This window comes from Bacillus sp. KNSH39, from assembly GCF_052656585.1.
In genome coordinates, this window is the sequence record NZ_JBQXYO010000001.1 from 4,986,979 (window position 1) to 5,012,927 (window position 25,949).

At 35.1% G+C, this 25,949-nt stretch carries 24 protein-coding genes and 3 pseudogenes; 18 read left to right on the forward strand and 9 right to left on the reverse strand.

All coding sequences use genetic code 11. From position 1 onward, the window contains the following. Nucleotides 1–152 precede the first annotated feature (152 nt). The 3 genes and pseudogenes from ACUL40_RS25615 to ACUL40_RS25625 all read left to right on the forward strand — a co-directional run bounded on the left by ACUL40_RS25615 (nucleotide 153) and on the right by ACUL40_RS25625 (nucleotide 1,934). A complete protein-coding gene (locus ACUL40_RS25615) occupies nucleotides 153–881 on the forward strand; it encodes an Imm26 family immunity protein (protein ID WP_065211715.1) in 729 nt (242 codons plus the stop codon). An 86-nt stretch (nucleotides 882–967) separates the two neighbouring features. After that, nucleotides 968–1,156: pseudogene (locus ACUL40_RS25620) on the forward strand (hypothetical protein); the annotation flags it as partial. Nucleotides 1,157–1,178: 22 nt separating this feature from the next. Beyond that, nucleotides 1,179–1,934 (forward strand): hypothetical protein, encoded by a 756-nt coding sequence (locus ACUL40_RS25625; protein WP_074047567.1) that lies wholly within the window; start codon nucleotides 1,179–1,181, stop codon nucleotides 1,932–1,934. 203 nt (nucleotides 1,935–2,137) lie between these two features. Here the strand turns inward: ACUL40_RS25625 and cytK2 are convergent, their stop codons facing one another. Together cytK2 and ACUL40_RS25635 are read right to left on the reverse strand one after the other, a co-directional pair. Further along, a complete protein-coding gene (gene cytK2, locus ACUL40_RS25630) occupies nucleotides 2,138–3,148 on the reverse strand; it encodes a beta-channel forming cytolysin CytK2 (RefSeq protein ID WP_074047566.1) in 1,011 nt (336 codons plus the stop codon). Between the two features lie 271 nt (nucleotides 3,149–3,419). Beyond that, nucleotides 3,420–3,965 (reverse strand): TetR/AcrR family transcriptional regulator, encoded by a 546-nt coding sequence (locus ACUL40_RS25635; RefSeq protein ID WP_445422694.1) that lies wholly within the window; start codon nucleotides 3,963–3,965, stop codon nucleotides 3,420–3,422. A gap of 169 nt (nucleotides 3,966–4,134) precedes the next feature. On the opposite strand from ACUL40_RS25635, the gene ACUL40_RS25640 reads away from it, so the two are divergent. The 3 genes from ACUL40_RS25640 to ACUL40_RS25650 all read left to right on the forward strand — a co-directional run bounded on the left by ACUL40_RS25640 (nucleotide 4,135) and on the right by ACUL40_RS25650 (nucleotide 7,417). Further along, nucleotides 4,135–5,052 (forward strand): alpha/beta hydrolase, encoded by a 918-nt coding sequence (locus tag ACUL40_RS25640; RefSeq protein ID WP_000301566.1) that lies wholly within the window; start codon nucleotides 4,135–4,137, stop codon nucleotides 5,050–5,052. Nucleotides 5,053–5,198: 146 nt separating this feature from the next. Further along, nucleotides 5,199–6,305, forward strand: coding sequence for a metallophosphoesterase (locus tag ACUL40_RS25645; protein WP_063220280.1), 1,107 nt, complete (start codon nucleotides 5,199–5,201; stop codon nucleotides 6,303–6,305). A 134-nt stretch (nucleotides 6,306–6,439) separates the two neighbouring features. After that, complete coding sequence (locus ACUL40_RS25650) at nucleotides 6,440–7,417, forward strand: HD domain-containing protein (protein WP_000587075.1); 978 nt, start codon at nucleotides 6,440–6,442, stop codon at nucleotides 7,415–7,417. A gap of 43 nt (nucleotides 7,418–7,460) precedes the next feature. On the opposite strand, the gene ACUL40_RS25655 is transcribed toward ACUL40_RS25650, so the two are convergent. Both ACUL40_RS25655 and ACUL40_RS25660 read right to left on the reverse strand, forming a co-directional pair. Beyond that, complete coding sequence (locus ACUL40_RS25655) at nucleotides 7,461–8,585, reverse strand: anti-sigma factor (protein WP_445422693.1); 1,125 nt, start codon at nucleotides 8,583–8,585, stop codon at nucleotides 7,461–7,463. Between the two features lie 5 nt (nucleotides 8,586–8,590). Beyond that, entirely contained in the window at nucleotides 8,591–9,076 is a 486-nt protein-coding gene (locus ACUL40_RS25660; RefSeq protein ID WP_000824008.1) for an RNA polymerase sigma factor, read from the reverse strand. A 137-nt stretch (nucleotides 9,077–9,213) separates the two neighbouring features. Between ACUL40_RS25660 and ACUL40_RS25665 the strand changes: the two genes are divergently transcribed. Beyond that, complete coding sequence (locus ACUL40_RS25665) at nucleotides 9,214–10,116, forward strand: AraC family transcriptional regulator (protein ID WP_445422692.1); 903 nt, start codon at nucleotides 9,214–9,216, stop codon at nucleotides 10,114–10,116. A 681-nt stretch (nucleotides 10,117–10,797) separates the two neighbouring features. On the opposite strand, the gene ACUL40_RS25670 is transcribed toward ACUL40_RS25665, so the two are convergent. Together ACUL40_RS25670 and ACUL40_RS25675 are read right to left on the reverse strand one after the other, a co-directional pair. Further along, nucleotides 10,798–12,540: a sensor histidine kinase gene (locus tag ACUL40_RS25670; protein ID WP_001010450.1), complete on the reverse strand. Its 1,743-nt coding sequence runs from the start codon at nucleotides 12,538–12,540 to the stop codon at nucleotides 10,798–10,800. Nucleotides 12,541–12,549: 9 nt separating this feature from the next. Then, complete coding sequence (locus tag ACUL40_RS25675; protein WP_000283871.1) at nucleotides 12,550–13,254, reverse strand: response regulator transcription factor; 705 nt, start codon at nucleotides 13,252–13,254, stop codon at nucleotides 12,550–12,552. A gap of 140 nt (nucleotides 13,255–13,394) precedes the next feature. Between ACUL40_RS25675 and ACUL40_RS25680 the strand changes: the two genes are divergently transcribed. From ACUL40_RS25680 to aceA, 10 genes and pseudogenes are all read left to right on the forward strand, one after another. Beyond that, on the forward strand, nucleotides 13,395–14,243 hold the full coding sequence (locus ACUL40_RS25680; protein WP_001067985.1) for a CPBP family intramembrane glutamic endopeptidase: 849 nt from the start codon (nucleotides 13,395–13,397) through the stop codon (nucleotides 14,241–14,243). A 1-nt stretch (nucleotide 14,244) separates the two neighbouring features. After that, a pseudogene (locus tag ACUL40_RS25685) lies at nucleotides 14,245–14,601 on the forward strand (hypothetical protein). Nucleotides 14,602–14,632: 31 nt separating this feature from the next. Beyond that, entirely contained in the window at nucleotides 14,633–14,932 is a 300-nt protein-coding gene (locus ACUL40_RS25690) for a DUF2101 family protein (RefSeq protein WP_001006050.1), read from the forward strand. 238 nt (nucleotides 14,933–15,170) lie between these two features. Beyond that, a complete protein-coding gene (locus tag ACUL40_RS25695; RefSeq protein ID WP_001233329.1) occupies nucleotides 15,171–16,439 on the forward strand; it encodes a M48 family metallopeptidase in 1,269 nt (422 codons plus the stop codon). 136 nt (nucleotides 16,440–16,575) lie between these two features. Then, a pseudogene (locus ACUL40_RS25700) lies at nucleotides 16,576–17,355 on the forward strand (MCP four helix bundle domain-containing protein); the annotation flags it as partial. A 156-nt stretch (nucleotides 17,356–17,511) separates the two neighbouring features. Further along, nucleotides 17,512–18,303, forward strand: coding sequence for a methyl-accepting chemotaxis protein (locus ACUL40_RS25705; protein WP_406566137.1), 792 nt, complete (start codon nucleotides 17,512–17,514; stop codon nucleotides 18,301–18,303). 410 nt (nucleotides 18,304–18,713) lie between these two features. Then, nucleotides 18,714–19,370: an S-layer homology domain-containing protein gene (locus tag ACUL40_RS25710; protein WP_000727102.1), complete on the forward strand. Its 657-nt coding sequence runs from the start codon at nucleotides 18,714–18,716 to the stop codon at nucleotides 19,368–19,370. Between the two features lie 136 nt (nucleotides 19,371–19,506). Further along, nucleotides 19,507–20,274 (forward strand): S-layer homology domain-containing protein, encoded by a 768-nt coding sequence (locus ACUL40_RS25715; protein ID WP_445422691.1) that lies wholly within the window; start codon nucleotides 19,507–19,509, stop codon nucleotides 20,272–20,274. 220 nt (nucleotides 20,275–20,494) lie between these two features. Then, nucleotides 20,495–22,084 (forward strand): malate synthase A, encoded by a 1,590-nt coding sequence (gene aceB / locus ACUL40_RS25720; protein ID WP_445423155.1) that lies wholly within the window; start codon nucleotides 20,495–20,497, stop codon nucleotides 22,082–22,084. A gap of 23 nt (nucleotides 22,085–22,107) precedes the next feature. Continuing rightward, complete coding sequence (gene aceA / locus ACUL40_RS25725; protein ID WP_000787346.1) at nucleotides 22,108–23,385, forward strand: isocitrate lyase; 1,278 nt, start codon at nucleotides 22,108–22,110, stop codon at nucleotides 23,383–23,385. Nucleotides 23,386–23,494: 109 nt separating this feature from the next. Here the strand turns inward: aceA and ACUL40_RS25730 are convergent, their stop codons facing one another. Together ACUL40_RS25730 and ACUL40_RS25735 are read right to left on the reverse strand one after the other, a co-directional pair. Continuing rightward, nucleotides 23,495–24,286 carry a phosphotransferase gene (locus ACUL40_RS25730; protein ID WP_086404536.1) on the reverse strand — a complete coding sequence of 264 codons (792 nt, stop codon included), beginning with the start codon at nucleotides 24,284–24,286 and terminating at the stop codon, nucleotides 23,495–23,497. A gap of 19 nt (nucleotides 24,287–24,305) precedes the next feature. Further along, nucleotides 24,306–24,800, reverse strand: a complete 495-nt coding sequence (locus ACUL40_RS25735) for a DUF6584 family protein (protein WP_445422690.1) — start codon at nucleotides 24,798–24,800, stop codon at nucleotides 24,306–24,308. 283 nt (nucleotides 24,801–25,083) lie between these two features. On the opposite strand from ACUL40_RS25735, the gene cspA reads away from it, so the two are divergent. Then, a complete protein-coding gene (gene cspA, locus ACUL40_RS25740) occupies nucleotides 25,084–25,287 on the forward strand; it encodes an RNA chaperone/antiterminator CspA (protein ID WP_000301522.1) in 204 nt (67 codons plus the stop codon). Nucleotides 25,288–25,484: 197 nt separating this feature from the next. Here the strand turns inward: cspA and ACUL40_RS25745 are convergent, their stop codons facing one another. Next, a complete protein-coding gene (locus ACUL40_RS25745; protein WP_000356912.1) occupies nucleotides 25,485–25,688 on the reverse strand; it encodes a hypothetical protein in 204 nt (67 codons plus the stop codon). Between the last annotated feature and the right edge of the window lie 261 nt (nucleotides 25,689–25,949).

Consider the following 25,949-nt stretch of genomic DNA (forward strand, 5'->3'; position numbering starts at 1 on the left):
ATGGAAAGAAAGCTGAGTGTATTAGAGTGTTTTAAAACAAATTGGATGAATGGTTGAATTTATTATTAGAAGAAGTGGTGCGTGGTTTAGTGTGATAGAAAGAAAAAGAGAGTCTTCAAGGGATATGTATAAGAGAGTAAAGGAGAGAAAATATGTCTTTTTATAAAGAGGAAATAAAAGGGGATAAATTGATTATAAGTGATGAAAGCATTGATATTTTAATGGATGCTTTTCAAAAGATTGAAAAGATATATAATGAAGGGCCTCACAGATTACCAAATCTAAATGAGTTAGAGATAATGTTAAAAAATGCATTAGAAATGCAGAGTGATAGTTTTTCTTTAGAGGAACAAGAAGTAGTAGATTGTAAGTTTAAATTAAAAAAACGTCGCAAAAAATCATTTAAGCCAGGGATAGTTTTTGCGATAAATCTTAAAAATATTAATAAGTATGGGTACGGAATGTTAGTGAAAGGCCAAAATGTTACGCGGCCATATGATGGGGAAACATATATAGAATATTTTTCTTTATTTACAGATGAAAAAATACGAATAAGCGAGTTTAAAAACTATTACAAGAATCAAAAAGAAGTATTATTTACGGCGTATACTGCCTGGTCTGGTTGGTTAGATGGTGATTGGAAAATTATTGGTGGATTACCAATGGAATTGTTTGATCCGGGGGAGTATAATCTTCCAGATTTTGTGTTTGAGAATAAGGATCAGGGGACTTATTTTGTAAGCCGAGGGAGAGCAGATGGTCCTTTAATCGATTTTGAAATGGTTAGTGAAGAAGAAGGTAAGAAAATTAAAAATCCTTCAGGGATAGCAGGACAATATGTTATAGAAGATTGGTTGGAAGAGAAATATAGCGTTTTATAAAAAAGAATGTTTTTGTGTTGAAGAGATAGCGGATTTTACTTGTATTTGAAAGGAGTAATAATATGGATATGTATGAGCTAGCTACTGGTGGAGATATTGGTAGCGGGACGATTAACATATTTAACTTTGTAATTGACGTTGATAAAGCGTTGAAAACAATTCTAAATGAATTAGAAAATCAGCAGTTGTTAGATGGTGTGAAGATTGCCTATGTAAACGATGAGGGAGATTATGTACAGATTTATCCTAGTGAAGGTGAATTTGATTTACTATAAATCTAGTGAGTAGAGGTGCCGAATGTATGTATCAGGAGTAGGTATTTTTGAAGATAATCTATCTGAAGATATAAAGTTTGATTTCCAAGATTTGATTAGTGAAGGCTATAGCTCAGAAGAAGCTACTGAGATGATGGTGAATACATATATTTCATCTTTACGAAAACATGAGGAAAATATTTTTTGGCTAGCGTTGGCTGCAATTCAATGGGAACTAGGAAGATTGAATCCTCAAGTTAAGGAAAAAGCCATTTGTATTATTGAAAGTAAATCAGATTTAAAACGATGGTGGAGAGAACCGGAATTAAAGAAGAAAAGAGAGCTTGTTTTGGAGAAATTAAAAAAGAATTTAGTTTCACCTTTCCCAAAACCGAAAAAGGTAAAAAGAAGAGTAATTCTAAAAACTGAGCTGGAAATTGGAGATGTAATTACGTATCGGTTATTAAGTGAGCAGCATATTATACTAAAAGTCGTGGGTGTGAATGAGTATGCTGGAAATGCATATCCAGTATTGATGTTATGTGACTGGATTGGACGAAATATTCCTGATAAAGATGAAATTCTCACGATGGGAATGAAAGAAGGATTAAATCAATATTTTCAAAAAGGATTTCAGTACATAGAAGTGTTTCCATTAAAGAAAAAGAGTTATCCAAAAGAACGTATTCGCCTTGTATATAAAAATATAGAGGTACCGTCAAAGGATGCATATCCAATTATGTCTTTAGCATGGGATGAGTTTGATGATGATATTGAAGAATATTATGAATTAAAATAAAAAACGATAAAACATGAAATGAAAAATGCACCTAAATTATTGAGTGCATTTTTTATAATCTTTATATACTTTGCTGCATTAATTCCAAAATGTGCATCACAATATAACATGTGAAATTTTAAAATACCAGTTAATACCCGATTGATTTAACTAATAAAATAATGAGTGGGGGATGAAGCCCCCCCACTCATTAAAGTTTCACTTTATTTTTTCTCTACTAATTTCTTATTCTTCCAATCTAGTGTGAACAATTTATTAAATGTTTTTTGATCAACGTCTTTTACGTTGTTTCCAACCCAGTTTGCAGTTCCGAATGTGTAGCCTGGACGAAGTTGGTAATCGTCGGCGTGTTTTGTATAAGCGACTTGTAAGTTAGATTGATCTGTATTTTTTTCAGAGATAACAACAGCGATCATACCAGGAGAGAAACCGCTATTTGTTAGCGCTGGAAGTTGATCCATCGGTATTAAATTACCTTTTGCATCAGATTCATATAGGTATGTGCGAGAGTACATGAAAAGTTGGTTTCCATATAAAGAATGATAGGAGTCACGTGTATAAATACCCCAGTTTTGATTGTTATATCCGTTAAAGAATACGTTCCACTTTACGTTTTTGTTTGTTTGGTCAATTAAATTCGTTTTATAACTAGTTTGTTTATAGCTTACAGAGTCAGACCAAGTGACTTGACCAGTTGCACCAGCTTCACCGCTAGGGCCATTAGGCGTTACAGAAGCTTTAACAGAGCCACCAAGTTGATAAGATACGCTAGATGTTACAGTCGTTTCTTCTACAGCATTTGTAGGTGCTACGTTAAAGAAACGAGCGCTGTTATCTTGAAGGTTAAATGCAACATCATATTGTGAAGGATAACGTAATGTTGCACTAGCGCCAGAGATTGGGTAGTTATCAATAGGTGCATCACTTATAGTAGGATTTGCTTTTAGAAAACTACCAGTTGTATTAATAACGGCAATCTGTTTATCAGCGCTTGGGTCATCGATAAAAGTTACCTTTAAAGACATTGTCATATTATCAGCTTGGTCATTATTAAATGTATTATAGCTCGTATGTGTTTTTGCATTTTGCCCGATATCTGTTACAACTTGCGATGTTGTTTGAGCATAAGCAGCAGGTGTTGAAAGAGTTACAGCGCTACTAGCAAAAACAGCGGATAATGCTAAATATTTTAAGTATGTTTTAGAACGTTTCATACAATCACTTCCTTTTATCTTTGTCGATATATGTCGTATTACATTTATATCGTAACATGAAAATAAAACGGAATGGATGGTTATGCATAATTGCATAGATGAGTTTTGAAGGATAACGATAATAGCATTTTATCAATCCTTATTAAGGAAATTGATGTGATTTTATTTTATCCCGCTATTTGCTGGGCAGTAAGACCCCCACCTCAAAATGCAGCGAAAGCAAAGAAGTTAGGTGGGGGATGAATAAATCCCCACTGATTAAAGTTTCATTTTATATATTCCTCCTAATCAATTCTCCAACTTGCGTCGCAACAAACGCAACATCACTATCAATTTCATCCAACACGTAAGACTCTAAAATGCCCATTACAGCTGTTCCTAAAAATTTTAAGACGATATGTTTATCGATGTTTTTATTTACTGATGTGTCTGTATTTAATTTTTTCTCTATTTCACCCATGATGAAAGTTAGTAATTTTTTTTGAAATGATAAGGTGCTGTTACTTCTAAATAGTGCCGCAAAAAATGGTTTGTGTTCTTTGAAGTATTCAAACCATATGATTGTTCCTGCTATAAATTCTTTGTTTTGCTTCTCGTAGCATATTTCTTTTAATTGGTCTAAATGATCGTCCACAATTTTATCTAATAAATTGTACTTATCTAGATAGTGTAAGTAAAACGTTTTTCTTCCGATATTTGCTTTTTCGGTAATGTTTTTAACTGTAATTTCATCAAATCCATCTGTAATTAACATTTCTATAAATGCCGATTGAATGGCGTTTTGTGATTTTATAATTCTTCTATCGATTTTCTCCATATCGTGTTCCTCCGTTGTTGATACACATATTTCTTTATGTGTGTATTATCACCCAAATGCGTAAATGTGGTCATTGAAACAAGGTTATACTCATTTTATTATAAATATACATGTGAGTAATAACTCTCACAAGTGTAAAATTAATAATAAGATAAGGGTGGTTTTATATATGGCAGTTACGAAAAGAAATGTCCGTTTTTATGCAAGAGGATTACAAGTTGCAGGTATTTTAAATATTCCTGTAGGTGCTGAGGGAAAGAAACAAAATGCAGCGATTGTTTGTGTGCATCCAGGTAGTAGCTGTAAAGATCAAACGGCAGGATTATATGCAGAGAAGTTAGCAGAACAAGGCTATGTAACGCTTGCGTTTGATGCATCGTATCAAGGTGAAAGTGAAGGTGCACCGAGATATATGGAAGAACCAGCTGCGCGCGTTGAAGATATTCGCTCAGCGGTAGATTATTTGACTACTCTTTCTTATATAGATGAAGAACGTATCGGTGTGTTAGGCGTTTGTGCGGGCGGTGGTTATGCGGTAAATGCCGCAATGACAGAGCGCCGCATTAAAGCAGTTGGCACAGTTGTTGGTGCAAATATTGGCCGATTAAATCGTGAAGCTGATCCAATTGGGGTGTTAGAGGCGATTGGTAAACAACGTACTGCTGAAGCACGCGGAGCAGAGGAACTGATTACAAATTGGATTCCTAAAAATCAGGAAGAGTTAGTAGCAGCGGGTATGACCGATATAGATATTGTAGAAGCAGTTGAGTATTACACAACGCCACGAGGGCAAAGTGTTAACTCTCCAAATAAGCTAAACTTTACGAGCATGGGATCGGTAATTGGTTTTGATGCGTTCCATTTAGCAGATACGTTATTAACGCAGCCGCTGCAAATTATTGTCGGTAGCAAGCAAGGCGCATTCGGTTCTTATAAAGATGGTCATGAGCTGTATGAGAAAGCAGCTTCAGAGAAAAAAGATTTACTTGTTGTGGAAGGTGCGAGTCATTACGATTTATACGACCAACCAGAACCAGTAAGAATTGCAGTTGAAAAATTAACAAGTTTTTATAAAGAGCATTTGTAAAAACAATGTTGATATAAATGGTGCCTATAGTTGTTAGATACAAGTCTAACAACTATAGGTTTTTACTATGATGAGCGAAGTGCTTAATATTTACGTTATAAGTGCATAACAAGTTATAATAAAAGAAATCAATAAGGAGGCTGGCTGTGAAGAATCTTCGTTATCTCAATATATTTACGATATTAATTATATACACACTACTTATGTTTTACATCGGCTGGAACGGATGGGTTTGGCTTCATGCGGTATTTGGCTGGGAATCTTGGGGATATTATGCTTTCATAGTCGCATTTATTTCATATGCGTACATTCTCGTGCAAGTGTTTAAGTTTCTGCCATTTCTGCGAACGATAGGTTCGATTTGGTTTGCGGTCATACAATATGCACTTATGTTGTTGCCATTAGCTAATATTATGGTCTTTCTTTTACAGTTTTCAGTAGAGAAAGAAGAGGCAATTATTTGGACAGGAGCGGCTGTGATAGCTGCATTTATCTTTATCTTTGCGTACGGAGTATTTAATGCGTATAGTCCGGTAGTAAGAAAGTACGAGGTGCACATACCGAAAAAGGTAGAGGGGCGTAAAAGTTTACGCATTGCGATGGCTTCTGATATGCATTTCGGTAAACTGTCTGGCGTTTCACATTTAAAAAGACTTGTTCGTCATGTAAATGAGATGGAACCTGATATTATTTTACTGCCAGGTGATATTATCGATGATCATCCAGGTGTGTTCATTCAAAAGAATATGGGATCGATCATGAAACAAATGAAAGCTCCATTAGGCGTATATGGCGTTTTAGGAAACCATGAATACTACGGCAGAGCAGTTCCAGAGTTTTTACAAGAGATGGATAAGATTGATATTCGTATTCTTTTAGATGAAGTAATTACAATTGAAGATGACTTTTATCTCGTTGGAAGAAGAGATAAAACAGAGCGAGATCGTCAAAGCTTTAAACAATTAATGAGTACGGTAGATAAATCGATGCCTGTTATCGCAATGGATCACCAGCCATTTGAGTTGAAACAAGCAGCAGCGGCAGGTGTAGATTTATTATTATCCGGTCATACGCACCGCGGACAAATGGCGCCCAATCATATTGTAACGAGAAGAATGTACGAGCTAGACTGGGGATACGCACAAAAAGGCGCGTTCCACGCAATTGTTTCTTCTGGATTTGGATTTTGGGGACCCCCGCTTAGACTTGGTAGTAGGTCGGAGATTGTGCAGGTAGAAGTTACGTTTGAATAGGGGTTATGAAATAGAGAGCTGATTGCTCTCTATTTTTTTCAATAAAAACAAATAACAATAAATATTTATGTTGGTGCTAATTTCATAAAAGAGATACGATTATAAGACTCGATTAAAATAAAGGGGGATTGTAAGTGATCATATCAGATGTACTATACGGAGAATTTGAAGTGGATCAAGTAGTAGAAGAATTAATTTCAAGTAAGTCTATGCAAAGACTAAAGGGAATTCATCAAAATGGCGCAAGTTACTTAGTGAACGAGAAATGGAATGTAACGCGCTTTGATCATTCAGTTGGTGTTATGTTATTAGTTAAAAAACTAGGTGGTTCAGTAGAAGAACAGATCGCTAGTTTACTGCATGACGTATCGCATACTGCCTTTTCCCACGTGATTGATTACGTTTTTGATAATGAAGATGAAAGTTATCATGAAGAGATATTTAGTTCTGTTGTGAAAAACTCAGAAATTCCAGCGATCCTTGCGAAGCATGGTTATAACTATGAAGATATTTTATTAGATGATTCGAAGTGGACATTACTGGAAAGGTCAGCGCCCGAATTATGTGCAGATCGAGTGGATTATACGTTACGAGATATGTATACATACGGATATATTTCTTTAGAAGAGGTTCATAGATTTTTAGAGGATATTATCGCAGTAGAGGGGAAAATGGTCCTTCAAAGTATCGAAATGGCAGAGTGGTTTACAGAAACGTATTACAAAGAAGTAATCGATTTCTTTATGAAACCAATGAATATTTACGGAAATGATATGTTAGTGAAAACGTTAAAGTTAGCTCTTCATAAAAAGGTTATTCATGCAGATGATTTCCTTCTTGAAGATGCTGAGCTTATTTCGAAATTGCAGCAATGTAATGATTCAGAAGTCCATGCTTTATTAAGAAAAGTTCATCCCAATGTAAAAGTAAAAGAAGATAGAGACGATTACGATTTGTATCAGAAAAATAAAGTCCGTCTTATTGATCCTCCGTTACTTCGTGAAGGTGAAGTTATTCCAGCATCTGTTGTGTCAGAAAACATAAGACAGATGAGTGATATTGCTTATGAAAAAGCGGTGAGAGGGATGTATGTGAAAGTGATTTCGAATTAAAAAAGAAGTAGCGCATCGTTTTTAGAGCGCTACTTCTTTTTTATTAATGATCAAACCAATTCCAAATCTCAATATCTCCAAGAGTCGCATAACGTACGTGCGGGGAGTTTTGTAATTTTAATAACTCTTTCGATGGGCCAGTAATAACAATTCCGTATACTTTTACACCGTTGTCCTTTACATATTGATAACGTTTATCTAAGTTTAGTTCTTTCTCAGAAAGCGCTGATATTTTGCTTACCGTTTTTTTATGGATAGAAAGGATGCGCATCATTTCGGTTACTTTGTCTTCTTGCGTTTTCTGCCCGTCAGTTTCATTATCGAGGAATCTTACATGTTCTGGAAACCCTATAGCTTCTCCGCCATGTAGGATATAGTCATCTACATTTTTTCTTTCTTGTCCTGTATCTAAAGCGTACCATACAGGAGCTGGAGGGAGTTCTTGTGCCTCGAATGTGCTATATAAAAGCGGTTCTAATTCTTTTAAAGTGTAAGCTTTATCAAAAGAAATTGCTACTTCTGCAACGGTTCCATCATGTACTTTTGCAAGTGTATCCCATACTTTTTTTGATGAATCCTTTAAATAATCACCCTGCTCTGTTTTTGGATGAACAAAGAAGAGTTTTGGTTGATAGAACGGATTCATCCAAGTTCGCTTCGTAACATCTACAGATGATAAGAAGCTTTTTGTTTCTATTGTACCGAGGGGCATTTCTTTTTTACCGACGGTTCGTACTAAATCAAATTGGCTATTCGTACGGAAAAAAGCTTCTACACTTGTTCCGCCTCCCATAACACGGCTATTTGGGATCGTTGCTTCAAGTGCAAGCGAAGGAACCTCTCTAATTTCTTCTAGCCTTTTATCATTATTAGCTTGAAAATAAAAGGCTGATAATACCCCGCCGATTATATAGATAACGATGCAAATTGATAATATAAAACCAAACGTTTGTAAACGATGTTTCCACTTAATTCTCCAAAAAGGAATTTTAAGATTTTTTGGAGGTAACTTTTTCTTAATTGGTTCTGTTTTTGTTAACAGCTCATCTAAGTAAGCTTCACACTCTTCACATGACTCAATATGACTTTCTAACAGTTCTTGTTCATCATGCGTGAGCGTTCCATTTTCATACTTCTTCCATAGTTTTTTAAATTCTGTACAACCCATCCGTATCACTCCTTTATGCTTTTCGTGTCTTTCCGTCCCCTGTGTAATTCAATTTTCACTTTCGCTAATGAGAGACCAGTCATTTCTGCTATTTCCTTATAGGAGAATCCATAGTAATCTCGTAGTAGTAGGACATTTCGTCTTTCGAGCGGAAGAGCGTATAAACTGTCTAACCAACTAGCAATCTCATGTTTTACGAAATATTCATGTTCTGTACTTGGCACGTTTGGTAAATGGAATTCTTCCACTGTAGTTGTTTTATACTTTTTTTCTTTTCGATACCAATCGATAAAGGCATTGTAGGCAATTGTAAATAACCACGGCCTAATTTCTTCTCCTTTATAATAGTCAATATGGACGAGCATTCGGTAAAATGTTTCTTGCATGAGATCTTCCGCATAGTGGGAATCTCCGGTTAGGGAGAGAAGATAGCGAAATAAATCTTGCATATGCTCTGAGTAAATTTCTTCTAATGATTGTTTACGTTTCACTACATTTCCCTCCCTTCATACATAACAACGAAATACATATAAAAAAGTTACAATTTTTTATGGAATTATAGTAAAAAACGTCAAGAATTGGATTGTGTTCTCTTTTATCATAATACATATAAGGCGGGTGAACAGGGATGGAAAGCTATGAAACACAAATTCAAAGGTCAATTGATTATATTGAGGAAGATGTAATGGAAAAACAAACGCTGCGTAATTTAGCGCGGGTTGCAGGTTTTTCTGAGTCTCATTTTCATCGTGTATTTCAGGCGTTAGTAGGTGATACGGTAATGGAGTATGTTCGAAAGAGGAGGTTAGCCCGGGCAGCTTATCAACTTTCTCATACGGCTGAAAAAGTTATTGATATCGCGTTTGAACATGGCTTTCAATCTCACGAAACGTTCACGAGAGCCTTTAAAAAATTATTTCAAATGACACCGAGTGAATATCGAAAACAAGAAATCGAAACACCGATGTATTACAGAGTGAATGTAAAGCAAAGAAAATTAAATCCGTATTTAGGGGGCATACAAATGGAATATCGTATTGTAAATAAACCAGAATTTTTAGTGGCGGGTTATGAACTGAAGACGACAAGTAAAGAAGGGAAAAACCATCAAGACATTCCAGCATTTTGGCAAGAATATTTACAAAAAGATCTTGGGACAACAATTCCGAATCGTAAAGATACGAGCCAATGGGTAGAGCTTGGATTATGTACTGATTTTAATTTAGAAACAGGGGACTTCACTTACATTATCGGAATGGAAGTTACAGACTTTGAAAATGTACCAAATGAAATTGCGAAGCGTACTTTCCCGGCAGCAACATATGCAGTATTTACAACGCCGAAAGTTCCTCATGAAGAAATGGTATCGTCTATTCACCAAACTTGGAATGCAGTATTCTCAGAATGGTTCCCGCATTCAGGATATGAACATTGCGGTGTTACGGAGTTTGAACTGTACGATGAGCGTTGCCACGAAGATAAGAGTGAGTTTGCACAAGTAGAGCTTTGGATACCGGTGAAGAAAAAATAATAGGGTAAGAGCGAATCATTGGGAGATGGTTCGCTTTTTTTATAAGTGGATTGTTAAATTTGTATTGTTTTATCTGTAATACATATGAAAATGGTAAAATAAAATAGCAATTAAATATTGCGGGTGGAAGGTTATGCCCTTTCTTCATTTTGTGAAGAAAGGAGGTGTAATCGTATGGAATTTCTTTTGCAAATTTTGTAGGAAATTACAAAAACTATAGCTAGAGAAGGTATAGTTTTTGGATTTAAGAAATTAACGGCAAAAAAGCGCAAAAAGAAGACCACCCGTCTGCCTGCGAAGCGTGGGAAGTCTTCTAAGCGCAAATAAGCTTTAGTTGCAACCTTCCACCTTGCGGTAATTAGTTGCAGTGACGGGGTGTTGGAAGCACCTCGTCTACTTCATTTTATGCAAAACTTAGTTAGTTTATACTTCTATTTATAGTATAACAGTTTAGAAATGTATTTGTTAATAGTTTTATTTTTACTTTGTATAGTAGGGAAGCATGTTAGTATTGTCGGTTTTTGTCGGTAAGTCGATATATCTAGAAAATCGCTGATATAATTCGAGTTGCGCCGATATAATTTCATATACCGATAAAACACCTCAAAAAAACGATCCACATAATTTCAATTACTGTAAAATCACCCCAGAAAAGAAAAAAGACGCCACATAGCGTCTTTCCTACGAACGAAACGGAAATACAAGAATAATCGTCGTTCCTTTTCCGAGTGCACTATCAACGGAAATTGTTCCGTTATGAGCATGAACGAGCTGTTTTGTAATGGCTAGGCCAAGTCCAGTTCCGATGTTGCTTTCTTCTGTGTTTGTTCCGCGGTAATATCGTTCAAATAGAAGTTCTTTCGTTTTTTCATCCATTCCTTTTCCGTCATCTGAAATGGAGAGTGTAAAGGAATTAGCGTTTTGTGATAATTTTACGATGACAGTAGTTGTTTCGTTATTATGTTTTACAGCATTTACTAGTAAGTTTTCGATAATACGCTGGAACCATTTTTCTTCAATGAAATATTGAATTTTATTTGAGCTCGGTACGAATTCAATATTTTGATTTTGGAGTGTTGGATTGTTAATAAATTGCAATAACACTTTTTGAACGAACTGATTGATTTCAACGTTTACGTGTTGGGCAGGAAGGCTGTTATTTTTTAATTGATACGTTAAGCTTAAATCATCAATTAATGTCGTCATATATTGAGATTTCTCTTTCATAACACTACCAAATTGCTGAATATCACGATCAGTCCAGTTATATTGATTCGATTCGAGTAATAATGCGTAGCCATATATAGAGCTAAGCGGTGTTTTTAAGTCGTGTGTTAGACCGGTAATCCATTCTTCTCGTGTTTGCTGGAGGACTTGCCTCATCGCATCATTTTTTTTGAGTGTAATAGAAAGGTGTTCTAGTGAACTTGTTACATCTCTAAACAAACGGAATGACCATTTTTCTTTACCAGATCGCCGGAACCTGACGGGTTTTCCTTTTTTACTAATAGGTTCTTCATACTTTCCACCAGCGATATTTTTAAGCCAGCGCATCGCATGTAATAACGGTTTCCCGAATTTATTACCGTACCAAATAGAAAGAATGACTAAATAAACAAATACGATAAGAAGGATTAATCCGCATCCGATGAGAAACTTCTTAGTAAATACATCTTCAATTTCGTCACCTGGATAGTAGTGCTCATTTTTTGCAGTTACAACGAGAAGGTTGCCACTATTTGCATCGTAAAAGCTAGACGTATTTTCTTTATGATTCCACGGTTCTTTTTCATTAAGGGCGATTTGTATTGCTGAAAATGTTTTTTTCTTTCCAGCTGGATAGGCAAAAACCTCTTCGCCATTTTGATTAAATATTTGAAGTGCTGCTTTTTCTTTAGACAGTAACTGTTTTTCTTGATCTGTTAATGTGAACGAATCCATCGTTAAAGAGGAGTGATCCTTTTGAATTGCTGTCAGTAACGCATTGCTTTTTAACATACCACCATAAATAACAAGTACTTTCTTTTCTTCTAATTCAATTTCCCAATATGTAAATTTATAATTACTTTCGATATGATGTTGTATATATGCGACTAAAGATGTCTTCGTATAAGCATTCGGAACATCATTTGGTGTATTAAAGTGGTAGAGGATTTTTCCGTTTTCATCTACAACTTGGAGCCAATCATTTTTCTCCTTTATTAAATCTTGCACTTCAGATTGTAACGAAATATGCCCATCTTCTGAAGAGATGTATCTTGAAATTGTAAAACTATCAGAATCTGGAATGTTAGGTTCGTATAAAGTACTAGTAAGAAGAAAAATTAAATAAGTAAAAGCAGCAACTACAGCGATAAGTAATGTAACTAAAACAAAAACGTGTTGCATGATAAATTGAATAATAAGTCGTTTATTAAAATTCATATCGTCACCCTACTTTGTAACGAACTTATAACCAAGCCCGCGAACGGTTTTTATATATTCTGGTTTACTTGGATCATGTTCAATTTTTTCACGTAGTTTTCGAATGTGGACCATAACAGTGTTGTCATCGCCATTATAGGCAGGTGCTCCCCAAACTTTTTCGTATATTTCCTCTTTCGAAAATACGTAGTTCGGATTCTCGCAAAAGAAGAGTAGTAGTTGAAAGAGTTGAGCGGAGCATTCGACAATGTGCCCATCTACTGTTAGTTCTGCAGAGTGCTGATCAATTTCAAATCTTCCAAATGAAATCGAGTGTGATTTTTGTTCGTGTGGTACGGTTTGTTTCATATGTCTCCGAAGCTGTGCTTTCATGCGTGCTACTACTTCTAATGGATTAAATGGTTTCGTAATATAATCATCTGCACCGTATGAAAATCCGGATATTTTATCTAAATCAGATGCTTTTGCTGATAGGAAGAAAATTGGACAATCTGTTTGTTGGCGAATGATTGGACAAATATCAAAACCAGATTGTCCAGGAAGCATTACATCTAAAATAATTAAATCGTAATTGTTTTGCTTAGTTAGAGATAAAGCCATTTCAGCTGATGTTGCAGTTGTAATATGAGAAAAGCCTTCTTTTTCAAGAATGGTAGTTAGTAATTGTAAAATTGCTGTTTCATCATCAACGAGTAAAATATTTGCTTGGTACATAAACATCCCTCCTAATTTTCTCGAATATCATATCATCATTTTGTAACTTATGGAATTTTTAAGGAAATTTTAAGGTTTTCTTTCGCAAAAAATTAAGAATCAAATGATATGATAAAAGTAACATAGGGGAGGAGATGAGTGTGAACCCGTTTCAAGTGATGCGAGCTAGATATTTTTTAATTGTATTTGCACTATTAATTTTAATAGCGAGAAGTAGTGGCGATTTGCTAACAAGTATATTTCATATACAAAATTCTTCTTTTATAAATATCCTTATATTCTATATCCTTCCGATGGTATGGATTTCTTATGAGTATAGAAAGCACCACATTTCATTTTCATTATTTGTTAATAAAAATGAAACATTTAACTTGGTACAAGTTTTATACATTACGGTTATGTTATGCATGTTTAGTTACGGGTATCTTATTTTGTATATGTATAGTTTTGCATGGATTACACCGGACTTTATTATGAACGCCCTGCATGAACCAATTGTAGATAGTACTGGGGGATATGTATCTCAAGTCATTAGGGTCGTATTCATCGCACCAATTATTGGGGAATTTGTTTTTCGCGGATTTTTACTTCAACGTTTTGCAACAAAATGGGGAACGAGCATAGCGACCATCGTTGTAGCAATATTGTTTGCGTTGTTACATGTTGATTTCCTCGGTGCAGCCATATTCAGCATCGTATTGTCAATCGTATATATTCGTACGAAAAGTTTACTCATGCCAATTGCAATACATATGTTAAACAATGCATTTGTAATAGGTGCGTCTTTTCTAATAAGTAGAGAAAAAATTATGAGTTTTGCCGATTTCTCAAATTATACGACATTCTTTCCTGGACTTATTATTTTTATAACAGGATTAAACTTAGTACTTATCTTTTTATTTGTTAATCGTAAATATTGGAGTAAAGAAGTGCCAGTTATATATGCAGAGCAGGAAAAGAGCTTTTCAGATGTAGTCGGGAGTAAATGAGATGAAGAAGACGGTTGAAAAAATATTAAAAGACATTATAGATGTTACGTCTATTACAGATATGTGTGATAAAACATTTTGTAATCGGCTTCAACCTGTAGTAGATACGATTGTGTTTCCAGAGTAGTACTTATTTTCTAGTACTCATTTAAAAGAAAATATTATTTCTCTTCTTATTGTGTTCGGGGTTTTACTAATATTTGGTCTAATTGTAGAAGAAATGATGAAGCGCATCTTCAGAAAGAATGAAGAGAAGTATATGTGGATTCATAAAGTATTCGAGAAAGTAATGGTGGCTTTCCTTTTGTTTTATGGTATAAAAACAATCATTTACTTTATAGCTTTGAAACATCATTAATTCGAAATTTGAAAGGGATGTATAAAATTATATGAATGAAACGATATCATCAAATAAGTTTTTTTATTTGATTTTACTTAGTCTAGTGTTAATAACGACAGTGAATGTTATTTTGCGCTGGGAGGAAGCTTATTTTTTCATGTATTTAGCGCTCCATTTGTTGGGGATTTTATGTATAAGTGGTGGAGTCGTTACTGAAAAAAAGAATGAAGAAAGCGTTAACTATATGTGTGTGATTGGTCTTGTTTTACTTTTAGCTGTACAGGGTATTATGAAATATAGTTCTTTCTCTTTACAAGATTTTAGTTTATTAATAGATGTACTTCCTTAAAGAGGCTTTTTATGTTATCTAAAAAGCAAGTAGGGTACGTGCTGGTTTGTAAGTGCGATTCTTATTCTGGATTATGAACCGAAGAAAGTGTTTAAAGGTAGGTAAAACTCTTCTTATGTAGAAGAGTTTTTTTATGTAAATAAAAAGATCCAGAGCAATTCACATAATAAGCTTGTTCTAATTTAGCGTGTACGAACTTACAATAATAATAGACAGGCAGCATAGAGGAGGGAATAGCGTGAGGAAGGTTATCGGTTGGTCGCTTTTTTTGTACGTTGGATTTGCGTTACTTATATATTGGTATTTATTTGGATGGAATCATGAACTTATTCCGGACATGTATAAGGGAACGAGTGCAGATCCAGAAACGTTTATGAGTACGAGAGAGCTTACGCTAAGCCAAGATTATTCGCGCGTGAAAAATTTACTATATTTTTTAGCGACGCCTCTTGAATGGATTATTTTATTATTTGTACTTGTGCTAGGTATTTCAAGAAAGTTTGAGAAATGGTCGAAGGAAACGACTAAAATAAGTGTTTTGCAAGTTGCGATTTATTTCTTTTATTTATCATTATTGACAACAGTGCTTGCCTTACCGATGCAATGGATTGGCCGGAAAGTGTCCGTTGATTACGGCATTTCAACGCAAAGTACACAAAGCTGGATAAAAGATCATGTTATCGGTTTTTGGGAAAGCTATGCGACTATGTTAATCGTAGTTACCGTTCTATTATGGCTTATCCGTAAATTTCCGAAGAGATGGTGGCTCGCAGGATGGGCACTCTCTGTTCCATTTACAATCTTTTTAACATTCATACAGCCTGTCGTTATTGATCCGCTGTATAACGACTTCTCGACGCTGAAAAATAAAGAATTAGAAACGAAAATTTTAGCGATAGCAGACAAAGCGGACATTCCTGCTAAACACGTATATGAAGTAAATATGTCAGAAAAAACGAATGCATTAAATGCTTACGTAACAGGAATTGGCCCTAACGCCCGTATTGTAATGTGGGATACAACGCTTAAGCAGTTAAAAGATAAAGAGATTTTATTTATCATGGCCCATGAAATGGGGCATTATGTTATGAAGCATATATATTTTGGCGTTGCAAGTTATGTATTGCTATCGTTTATAGGTATGTTTTTAATTAGTCGTATTATAAATATGTGTATTCGCAAATGGGGAGATACATTGCAAATTTCAAAAGTAGCATGTTTCTCCATTTTACCTTTATTTTTCTTAATTTCTTCTGTCCTCTCTTTTGCAGCACAACCAGCAACAAACTATGTTTCACGTATAGAAGAAAGAGCGGCAGATCAATATGCTTTAAATATGACGAAGGACGGGAAATCTGGTGTGAAAACTTTTCAATATTTATCAAAAACAAGTTTAAGCCAAGTAAATCCGCCTGCGTTAGTAAAATTTTTCTTATACACGCACCCACCAATTTTTGAAAGAATTCATACGTTTGAACAATATGAGAAACAAAGCAAAAAGGAGTAGCATGATAGCTACTTCTTTTTTTATAGGGATATAAGTTTGATATTGGGAATATTTATCATTGCTTTTTATTGCGATTTTGTAAATAATAAGCTATAAAATTCTAAAAATCTATATATAAAGGAATAAAGGTGGGAAAATGTATTTTTTACAAAATTTAAAAGTGAAATATAAATTATTAGCGCTTATTTCATTAGCAGTTTTAGGTATGGTAATTATGAGCAGTGTAGCAATTAGTTCTATTAATAAGATTAAGCACGATACAGAAGTTGTAGTAGATGATTATCAAAATTCTGCAATTTTATTAGAAGGAATGCTTCGTAAACAAAATTCACTAGAATATAATCTACTAGAATTAATTACGGTATCACAAAATGAAGTGGCAAATAAAGAGGGAATAATTAATAATATTGAAAAGGATCTTAAAAAATATGATTCTTTATTAAAAGAATATGATGATGGCGTTAATTTAAGTAAGCAAGAGGATGAACTATTTCAGAAGATGAAGAAATCTTTGCCAAGTTATAAAGATACATATAAAAAATTATTTGAAAAGGCGAAGGCAACAAATGAGCCACAAATGGTAAATGAATTTCAGAAGGAATTAAAGCCGAAGGGAATAGAGTTAGCTGGTTATGCAGTGGATCTAGAATCGTATGTTTCAAATTTAGCTGACCAAGTATTTAAAGATTCTCAAAAAATGATTGATCGTTCCGTTATTACCTTTATCATTCTTGTAGTAGTTACTACAATCGTTATATGTATAGTAAGTTATATTATTAGCAAGCTTATAGTTGCTCCTTTACAAACGGTTAGTCGTATGATGGAAAGAGCGAAAGAAGGAGATTTAACCGTACATGGTGATTATACTGCTAAAGATGAATTAGGTGTATTAGTAAGTAATTTTAACGAGATGATTGCAGGGCTAAGAACAAATATGCAAGAAGTAGAGAATAATATTCAGCTTTTATTTCAACATGCAGACGGAGTAGTATCTGCATCAGAAGTATCTAGTAGTGCAGCGAAGAAAATCACTATGGATATTGAAGAAGTTGCAAATGGTGCAGAAAGTCAAATGCAAGCAATGGAACAAACTGCGGGTGCGATGGAAGAGTTGACACAAGGAATGCAGAGTATAGTCAATACATCATCCTCTGTAAATGAATTATCTGCTCAATCAGCATTAGATGCAGAGAATGGTAACAAATTAATGAAACAAATGATTCAACAGATGGATACAATTCAAAATTCGGTACATAGCGGTGTGAAACAAGTAGAGACTATGAAAGAACAATCAGAAGAAATTGTTAAAATCATTGATGTAATGCAAGGTATTACCTCCCAGATTAACTTATTAGCATTAAACGCCGCAATTGAGGCTGCACGTGCTGGTGAAAGTGGTAGAGGATTTGCAATTGTGGCAGATGAAGTGCGGAAATTAGCAGAACAATCTAGTGATTCTGCAAAACAAATTGAGAATCTTATTACTCAAGTTATGGGAACAACGAACCATACGGTACATATGATGGGGAAAGTAGATAATGAGGTACAGGCAGGTACACAAGTAGTAATGCATACAGAAAAAGTATTTGGAACAATTACAGAAAAAGTACAGCAAGTATCTGAGCAAATTCAAACGGTATCTATGTCTACAGATGAAATTGCAGCGAGTAGTGAGGAAATCTCGGCTTCTGCAGAAGACATGGCTCAAATTTCTCAAAGATCATCTGACCGAACTGATAGGGTAAAAGAGTCTATTCAACAGCAAGAAAAATCTGTTCAAGAGATTTCGATTTCAATTGAACATATGCATAACGCAGCAGGAAAACTAAAACAAATAGTTGCCCAATTTACTCTTCAAAAGTAGTAGCATATTTGAGTGTTAATAAAGATAAAAAAATCATCCTCTTTTAAGAAAAAAGGATGATTTTTTTATCTCGTTATTTGCTGGGCAGTAAGACCCCCACCTCAAAATTCAGCGAAAAATGCTACCCCTGAAATATAAACCATGAATATAGTAGCCTATCTTCTTTAGGTGCCAATAAAGGGAAGTTGTAAAGTGAAAAGGAGTTTATAAAGAGATTGTAGAATGTTTTAGTATATAACACCTTAGATGTGACAACTTCCTTTTTGAAAAAGAAAGAAGGGAGTATAAAGCAGAAAGATAGTGGAAATATTTCTTCTAGAAGATTTACATTTTATCTTACATTCACCAAAAAATAATACTCCTGAAACAATGAAGTTCATTTTATTTGAATGAAATAGGGAGAGAGGACAATGAAGAAAAAAATATTGGGTGTAATGATGATTGCGACAATGGCAGGAGGTATATTTGCAGGGACGAATGTGACGCCTGTAAAAGCGGAAGAGTATCCACAAATGATTGTGTTTGAAGATGTTCCATACGGATTTTGGGCATATGATGCTATTATGGACTTAGCATATCATAAAATTATATTAGGGTATGGAAACGGGAAGTATGGTGTTGGCGATCTTATAACACGTGAACAAGTAGCTGGGACTATTTACAGAACACTTGAGATAAAAGAAGAAGGGCCAGTAGCGAATCCATATAAAGATGTTTCTGATAGTACAACAACTTTTAAAAAGGAAATTTTGGCGTTAACAAAACGTGGTGTTTTTTCAGGGGATGGCCAAGGGAATTTTAGGCCGAAAGCACCAATCTCTAGAGCGGAAATGGCTGTCATTTTAAAACGAGCATTTCATTTTGAAACGAAACAAAAACATACATTTAAAGATATTCCAAAAGGCCACTGGGCAGAAGATGCAATTAGTGCGTTACAATCTAATAATGTTGTGAGAGGAACTGGGAATGACATGTATGAATTAAATCGCCCTGTACCTAGAGAACAATATGCTCAGTTTATTAATAATGCGATTATTAATTATCATTTGAAAGAGGATTGGAAGTAGAGTGAAATATGAAAGCACAAATAGAAATATTTGTGCTTTTTGTTTGTTTAAAAAGAATTATTATTCGAATTTATGTATTTTTATGGTTATACACAAGCTTTATAATCAACCCGATGAAAAAGACATGATGTGTAATATGATTCACAAAACCGTCACGAAATGTGTCGAAAAATATATTGTCACTATACCATTTATTCTGTATATTTTTAAAAAAATATATACATATTGGGGAGATAATTTGATGAGCAAAAAATTATTAAAAACAGCTACAGCATTAACAATTATGGGTGGGGTGTTATTCTCAGCAGAGAGTAACAGTGTAAAAGCGGAAAGTGCACCGTTGCAAAAAACAAATACAATTGTATTTAAAGATGTACCACAAGGACATTGGGCATATGAGGCAATTCATGAATTAGCGGAACAAGAAATTATTTTGGGATATGGCGATGGAATATTCGGTTTTGGGGATAATGTAACACGTGAGCAAGTTGCAGCTTTAATTTACCGTGTGTTTGATATGGAAGAACAAGATGAATATGAAAACCCATATGGAGATATTGATGAAAATTCAACAAGCTTTATCGAGGAGATATTGGCTTTAACGGAAATGGGAATTTTCCAGGGAGACGAGAATGGAAACTTTAGACCGAAGGCGACGTTAACGCGTGCGGAAATGGCACAAGTTCTTACGAATGCTTTTGACTTACAGGCAAAGGGATCTCATAACTTTAATGATGTTTCAACAAATTCATGGGCAACGAATGCAATTAGTGCAGTACAAACAAATGGTATTACAATGGGAATCGGAGAAGGTAAATTCGGTCCGTCTATGAAGGTAACGAGAGAACAATACGCACAGTTTTTACATAGAGCAATATTGCATGATATGGAACAAGGGCAGTAATAAAGTTTAACTAGTCAAAGTGAAATTTAAAAATAATACAAAAAGGTCGTTGTTGTATAACAGCGGCCTTTTTTGTATGAAATAAAGCGCGAAAGAATGGCGTTTTGAAAAAAAAATGAAATGAATTTTCAAAAAAAACTTCCTTTTCTGAAGATTTGTTATATAATATAAAACATGAAATCAAATCTGTTATAAAACAGTTTAAGAAGGGGATGCTAATATGTCGACGCAAACTTCACGGGTTACACTCGTTGGAGAAATGTTACCAGCGTACAACGAAATATTGACACCTGAGGTGCTTAGTTTTTTGAAGGAACTACATGAGAATTTTAATGAGCGCCGCATAGAACTTTTACAAAAACGTGTAGAAAAACAAAAGAGAATTGATGCAGGGGAGTTTCCGAAGTTTCTAGAAGAAACAAAACACATACGTGAAGCGGATTGGACAATTGCCAAGCTGCCAAAAGACTTAGAGGATCGCCGCGTAGAGATTACTGGACCGGTAGATAGAAAGATGGTCATTAACGCTTTAAATTCAGGAGCGCATCTTTTTATGGCGGATTTTGAAGATTCGAATGCACCAACTTGGGAAAACGCAGTTGAAGGGCAAATCAATTTACGAGATGCAGTAAAGGGAACGATTTCACATGAAAATGATAAAGGGAAAGAATATAGATTAAATGAGAAAACAGCTGTACTCATTGTACGTCCAAGAGGATGGCATTTAGAGGAAAAGCATATGCAAGTTGATGGGAAAAATATGTCGGGTAGTTTAGTAGATTTCGGCTTGTATTTTTTCCATAATGCGAAAGCTCTTTTAGCAAAAGGGAGCGGCCCATACTTTTACTTACCGAAAATGGAAAGTTATTTAGAAGCGAGATTATGGAATGATGTATTCGTATTTGCTCAAAAATATATCGGCATTCCAAACGGAACGATTAAAGCAACTGTGTTACTAGAAACGATTCACGCTTCGTTTGAAATGGATGAAATTTTATATGAGCTAAAAGATCATTCTGCTGGCTTAAATTGCGGAAGATGGGATTATATTTTTAGCTTTTTAAAGAGTTTCCGTAATCATAATAAATTCTTACTACCAGATAGAGCACAAGTCACGATGACGGCGCCATTTATGCGTTCGTATTCTTTGAAAGTAATTCAAACATGTCACCGCCGTAATGCACCAGCAATTGGAGGAATGGCGGCACAAATTCCGATTAAAAATAATCCAGAAGCAAATGAAGCAGCTTTTGAAAAAGTGCGTGCTGATAAGGAACGCGAAGCTTTAGACGGTCATGACGGGACTTGGGTTGCCCACCCTGGACTTGTACCGGTTGCAATGGAAGTGTTTAATCACATTATGAAAACACCAAATCAAATTTTTAGAAAACGTGAAGAAATATGTGTAACAGAAAACGATTTACTAGAGGTACCGGTGGGAACGATTACAGAAGAGGGCCTTCGCATGAATATTAGCGTAGGTATTCAATATATTGCATCTTGGTTAAGCGGACGGGAAGCAGCACCCATTTATAACTTAATGGAAGATGCGGCAACAGCTGAAATTTCAAGAGCACAAGTATGGCAATGGATTCGTCATGAAGGTGGAAAACTAAATGATGGTCGTAATATTACGCTTGAATTAATGGAAGAGCTAAAAGAAGAAGAATTAGCAAAAATAGAAAGAGAGATTGGTAAGGAAGCCTTTAAGAAAGGGAGATTCCAAGAGGCGACAACGTTGTTTACAGATCTCGTTCGAAATGATGAATTCGTACCATTTTTAACATTACCGGGTTATGAAATTTTATAAAAAATGAAAAGGGGATGGAACAAATGAAAAACGAAAGAATCGAGAAGTTACAAGAAAGCTGGGAATTAGATGAGCGTTGGAAAGGGATCACACGTCCATATTCGGCAGAAGATGTAATTCGCCTGCGCGGGTCAATTGATATTGAACATACGTTAGCGCGTCGCGGTGCTGAGAAGCTTTGGACATCGCTTCATACAGAAGACTATATTAACGCACTTGGCGCATTAACAGGAAACCAAGCGATGCAACAAGTAAAAGCTGGGTTAAAAGCGATTTACTTAAGTGGTTGGCAAGTAGCAGCTGATGCAAACCTTTCTGGACATATGTATCCAGACCAAAGTTTATATCCAGCGAACAGCGTACCTGCTGTAGTAAAACGAATTAATCAAACGCTTCAACGTGCGGATCAAATTCAGCATATGGAAGGAAGCGATGATACAGACTATTTCGTACCGATTGTAGCAGATGCAGAAGCTGGATTTGGTGGGCAATTAAATGTATTCGAACTGATGAAAGGTATGATTGAAGCAGGTGCATCAGGTGTGCATTTTGAAGATCAATTATCTTCAGAGAAAAAATGTGGCCATTTAGGTGGAAAAGTACTACTACCAACGCAAACAGCAGTACGCAATTTAATTTCTGCACGCCTTGCAGCAGATGTAATGGGAGTGCCGACAATTATCGTTGCAAGAACAGATGCGGATGCAGCTGATTTAATTACGAGCGATATCGATCCTGTTGATAAAGCATTTATTACAGGAGAAAGAACACCAGAAGGGTTTTACCGTACGAATGCAGGTCTTGATCAAGCAATTGCGCGCGGTTTAGCGTATGCACCGTACGCAGACCTCGTTTGGTGTGAAACGTCAGAACCAAATTTAGAAGATGCAAAACGATTTGCGGACGCAATTCATAAGGAGCATCCAGGGAAGCTACTTGCATATAACTGCTCACCTTCATTCAACTGGAAACAAAAACTAGATGAAAAAACAATTGCAAGCTTCCAAAAGGAAATCGCATCTTACGGTTACAAGTTCCAATTCGTAACACTTGCTGGATTCCATTCATTAAATTACGGTATGTTTGAACTAGCACGTGGCTATAAAGAGCGCGGCATGGCAGCATACTCTGAACTACAACAAGCAGAATTCGCAGCTGAAAAACATGGCTACTCTGCAACACGTCATCAACGCGAAGTAGGAACAGGTTACTTTGATGAAGTAGCACAAGTGATTACGGGCGGAACTTCATCAACGACAGCGTTAAAAGGATCTACGGAAGAAGCACAGTTTACGAAATAAAAGGAAGGGGCACCTTTTTGAAGGGTGCCCCTTGTTATTTTCTAAACGATTCGAAAAGAGAGAGTGAGTTGTCGGCAAAAAACGATACTTCCTTTTCTTTATTACTAAATCAACTCCACTCAGCTCTATGATCGCGAATAAACTTCATATCTTTCTCGTAATGCTCTAGATGTCCTTCATCAATCATTCTTTGGAAATTCAAGTCGCCTTCTTGTGCTTTTCGTTTCATATATGTACATAACCCTTCTAATCGAAGCAACACCATTCCTAAGTAATCTTCATCCATATTTTTACCATAGGACTGAACGAACAATTTGACTCTCTCTTTAATACGATCTGCATGTTGCGGTGAATCATAATGAACGGCTTCACCGGATTCTGTATAATATACTCTACTTAAAGGCACACAAGTATAAAGTGTATAAGCGATATCCCATAGTCTTGGGCCAGGAGCAGCAACATCGAAATCAATAATCCCTACTGGCTTCTCATTATTAAAAATAATGTTATATATGGCAAAATCATTGTGACATAAAACCTCAATGTTATTTGGCGTGTGATCCATCGGTTTCCAATCATTTAATAACGGAAAATCACTTACAGCATCATGGTAAAGGCGGAGCATCTTTGCTATTTCTTTTAATACATTATTAGATCGCATATATTCTTTTAAAGGATAATTGCCAGCTTCTCCTTCAATAAAGGATAAAATCTCTCTATCCTTTTCATCTACACCTAAAAACTTTGGAGCATAATGAAATTCTTTGTTTTCTAAATGTTGCAATAACTTATGAATCTTTTCATTGCCTGGCTTTAACTCTCGCCGAACAGTATTTTCAGAACGATATACGCTTGAGACGTTTCCCCCTGTTAGCCTTTCTTCTTTAGCGTAGTTTGACATGTGAAAATTCCCCCTGTGATTAAAAAATCCAATTCCAAATAGTAAATAGACCAACAACGGCAGAAAAGAGAAGGGAAGCAAGCAATGCTAGACAGCCAAAAGGAACTAGCTTATCTTGCCATGTTTCTTTATACTCATAAATTAACTCCTCTGCTACTTTCTTCTGCACTGAAGATAAAGGTTGATCTTTATACAAACCTTTTATATGGTTAGAATCGCCTTTAAACTTTAAAGCACGTGCAATATGATGAGGATTATTTCCCATTGATTTTTCAAATAATAAACATGATTCATGCATAATGTCTGTTTTATGCTCCTCTAGATACCAGTAACGTCCAGCCATTTCTGGATATTGTAATGTATAATAAATATCTCCGAGTTGTTTTCGAAGATGTAATTCATTTGGGTATGTAAAGATGAGGCCATGCAATCTATCCCTTGCTTTTCCAAGATTATTATTTTCAATATCCTCTTCAATTCTTTTTAATGTTTTTCTAGGAATTTTATTGGTCATAAACTCCTCCTTATTTAGAATAGAGATAATTATATTTTATAAGAAATACTAAAAATTAGAAATTCTATTTTCGAAAAAGATTGTACATTTTATTTTAATGTGCTATGATGATGTCAGTTGAATAGTTAAATTAAGCAATCCATATGTTATCAAGTGCTGGAAACGAACGAGAAAAAGTATGTGAGAACTAGTTTATGTTTCGTATTTGATAATGTGTGGATTCTTTTTTTAGACAGGAAGACTAAAAAATTAAAAATTTGTATTTTCTTAGGAGGAAATAATCATGGCAGTAACAGGACAAGTAAAATGGTTTAACAACGAAAAAGGCTTCGGTTTCATCGAAGTTCCAGGCGAAAACGACGTATTCGTACACTTCTCTGCAATCGAAACTGAAGGTTTCAAATCTCTAGAAGAAGGCCAAAAAGTTAGCTTCGAAATCGAAGAAGGTAACCGTGGACCTCAAGCTAAAAACGTAATCAAACTATAATTTTATAGTTGATGATGGAAAAAAGGATGGCTAATGCCATCCTTTTTTTGTTGTGGGGAAAGTTTTTTCAGAGCCTGTTTTTATATCTAAATCTCTTTTTCTATGTTACAACGGGTGAAAAATTATCTGGAATGCGTATTAGTTTCTGTAGAAGAATTAGTTCAGCAAGAGTATTTGCTGCGTATGATAGTAAATAACTATAAATTTGTATTCTCTATTGAAATAGGGGAATCTTTTCCAGATAGACCTTGAGTAACATCTTTTTTGTTAGCATTGTTGTTGGAATTTTGTACGTTTTGAGATGATGTTTCTAACAGTTGTTCTTGTTCCTTACTAGGGGTATTCAGAGCATCTGAGGGGATGCTATTAACCTGCTGGCTTAATAGATTTTCTTTGTCCATAGTATACAGCTCCTTTTTGGAATTCGATAAAAAGCAATGTAATTATAAATAGCTACTTATATATATTGTGTTTTTGAATGACATTATATACAAAACTTATATTACAAAGTTAACTAATTAACGAATTGTTAGTGATGGATAAAGATGTACAAATTTGAAGTGTTTAATAAAAATTAAAAGCGGGTAACAAGTACCAATACTCTTTCTCATGTTTTATATAAGGACCATATTACAAATCAAAAAAGATGTAGAGAACCTTGG

Bases quoted from the DNA above. Each gene is read 5' to 3' on its own strand.
- ACUL40_RS25615 (WP_065211715.1), top strand. From the start codon at position 153: ATGTCTTTTTATAAAGAGGAAATAAAAGGGGATAAATTGATTATAAGT.
- ACUL40_RS25625 (WP_074047567.1), top strand. From the start codon at position 1,179: ATGTATGTATCAGGAGTAGGTATTTTTGAAGATAATCTATCTGAAGAT.
- cytK2 (WP_074047566.1), bottom strand. From the start codon at position 3,148: ATGAAACGTTCTAAAACATACTTAAAATATTTAGCATTATCCGCTGTT.
- ACUL40_RS25635 (WP_445422694.1), bottom strand. From the start codon at position 3,965: ATGGAGAAAATCGATAGAAGAATTATAAAATCACAAAACGCCATTCAA.
- ACUL40_RS25640 (WP_000301566.1), top strand. From the start codon at position 4,135: ATGGCAGTTACGAAAAGAAATGTCCGTTTTTATGCAAGAGGATTACAA.
- ACUL40_RS25655 (WP_445422693.1), bottom strand. From the start codon at position 8,585: ATGGGTTGTACAGAATTTAAAAAACTATGGAAGAAGTATGAAAATGGA.
- ACUL40_RS25665 (WP_445422692.1), top strand. From the start codon at position 9,214: ATGGAAAGCTATGAAACACAAATTCAAAGGTCAATTGATTATATTGAG.
- ACUL40_RS25670 (WP_001010450.1), bottom strand. From the start codon at position 12,540: ATGAATTTTAATAAACGACTTATTATTCAATTTATCATGCAACACGTT.
- ACUL40_RS25675 (WP_000283871.1), bottom strand. From the start codon at position 13,254: ATGTACCAAGCAAATATTTTACTCGTTGATGATGAAACAGCAATTTTA.
- ACUL40_RS25690 (WP_001006050.1), top strand. From the start codon at position 14,633: ATGAATGAAACGATATCATCAAATAAGTTTTTTTATTTGATTTTACTT.
- ACUL40_RS25705 (WP_406566137.1), top strand. From the start codon at position 17,512: ATGCAAGCAATGGAACAAACTGCGGGTGCGATGGAAGAGTTGACACAA.
- ACUL40_RS25710 (WP_000727102.1), top strand. From the start codon at position 18,714: ATGAAGAAAAAAATATTGGGTGTAATGATGATTGCGACAATGGCAGGA.
- ACUL40_RS25715 (WP_445422691.1), top strand. From the start codon at position 19,507: ATGATTCACAAAACCGTCACGAAATGTGTCGAAAAATATATTGTCACT.
- aceB (WP_445423155.1), top strand. From the start codon at position 20,495: ATGTCGACGCAAACTTCACGGGTTACACTCGTTGGAGAAATGTTACCA.
- aceA (WP_000787346.1), top strand. From the start codon at position 22,108: ATGAAAAACGAAAGAATCGAGAAGTTACAAGAAAGCTGGGAATTAGAT.
- ACUL40_RS25730 (WP_086404536.1), bottom strand. From the start codon at position 24,286: ATGTCAAACTACGCTAAAGAAGAAAGGCTAACAGGGGGAAACGTCTCA.
- ACUL40_RS25735 (WP_445422690.1), bottom strand. From the start codon at position 24,800: ATGACCAATAAAATTCCTAGAAAAACATTAAAAAGAATTGAAGAGGAT.
- cspA (WP_000301522.1), top strand. From the start codon at position 25,084: ATGGCAGTAACAGGACAAGTAAAATGGTTTAACAACGAAAAAGGCTTC.
- ACUL40_RS25745 (WP_000356912.1), bottom strand. From the start codon at position 25,688: ATGGACAAAGAAAATCTATTAAGCCAGCAGGTTAATAGCATCCCCTCA.